Consider the following 1,368-nt stretch of genomic DNA (forward strand, 5'->3'; position numbering starts at 1 on the left):
TCTGAGATTGTCGCGCCCTTACTATATCAAGGGACAATGACGGCGGAACTTTTTACTAAATGGTACCAAGAACACCTATTGCCATCCCTATCAGGAACTCATGTCATTGTTATGGACAATGCGACTTTTCATCCCAAGAAAAGATTGGCTGACCTGTCAGTAGCGGAAGGTCATTTCTTTCTCCCGTTACCGCCTTACTCACCAGAGCTTAATCCCATTGAACAGTTTTGGGCTATCTTGAAGAAAAAAGTGACCGAGTGACTAAGATTTGGTCACTTGATGCAATCTTGTTTGGAATACTACTTTAAAACTAAATGGCTATAAAAAGAAAAAACTACATTTTCTACACCAGAGTAACTTTAAGCTAGTCATATCAAGGGTTTTGGTGATGTAGTTTCTCAAATAATATTACATCAATAATTACACTGTGGGCAAAAACCACACCATACCCTATTTTTGTTCAATAGTAGCAAAAAAGAGCTAAAAACAATGAAAATCATTATTTTTTAGCCCTTTTTTAGCCCATATTTTGAATAAAATAACGAAAGTGTACCCACCTATAAACCCTATCTTATCAAGGTTTATAGACCAATTTAAGTCACAATTGATGTACCCCCTCCCCAATTTTGCGAAAACGCACGTTTGAGGGGGCTGCGGTCTTTCATGCCTTTCATCTCGGAGATTTAGCCCCCTACCTCCTTGAAAAATTTGGAGAACTTCTTTCATGACCTTTACACTTAGAGTCAAACAAATTACCATACCTTTCAACAATAATCTCTCTAAAAGACCTACAATGGATTTGACCGAATAATAATAGACTTATTCTATAGCTATTGAATAAAGAAAAACATCAACGTAATTAACATTCCACCTACTCATTGTATTCAACAAAGAAAAAGGCTTCACTGAAACCTTTTTACAAATCAAACTGCTTCCTTCATAATACCTTCAAGATAGTCGTCCAATTCAGAACCAACGAATATTTTTTCCTTCTGACCTTGGTCCGAGAAGATACCAAGTGGTGTCTCGATAACCTTCAAAGCCTCAATATCTGAACGATACAATCTTTTTGTATAATAAAATTTGTCAGTCCGTTCGAATACCAGCTCTTCTGCTAATTTTTGCTCTTGCCTATCAAGAAAACTCAGTGTTATTTCATAATGTTCTTCAGTAACTGCAAGATGATTTAGAGCAGTGTGTAAATTGTACCAGCGATTTTTGAACTTAACTTGATATGAAAGCTCGTAAAGATAGTCTAGTTCTGTAATGTCAAGTAGTTTTACAAAATGGTCACTATGCTTCCTCCCTAAAACATCGGTATACTCTTCGAATCCCTCTTTCTGAATTTTACTACCGATCATAAATTTA

Annotated in this window: 2 protein-coding genes; one reads left to right on the plus strand and one right to left on the minus strand. The window is 36.0% G+C overall.

Translation table 11 applies throughout. The annotated features are described in order from the left end of the window. On the plus strand, nucleotides 1–261 hold a 261-nt coding region (locus ACMZ6Z_RS09355; RefSeq protein ID WP_416132257.1), incomplete at its 5' end, for a transposase. A gap of 662 nt (nucleotides 262–923) precedes the next feature. Here the strand turns inward: ACMZ6Z_RS09355 and ACMZ6Z_RS09360 are convergent. Next, nucleotides 924–1,368 (minus strand): hypothetical protein (locus ACMZ6Z_RS09360; RefSeq protein WP_416132258.1); only part of this gene is annotated, 445 nt, incomplete at its 5' end.

The sequence above is a fragment of the Streptococcus pluranimalium genome (genome assembly GCF_047785705.1).
In the GTDB taxonomy this organism is placed as follows: domain Bacteria; phylum Bacillota; class Bacilli; order Lactobacillales; family Streptococcaceae; genus Streptococcus; species Streptococcus pluranimalium_A.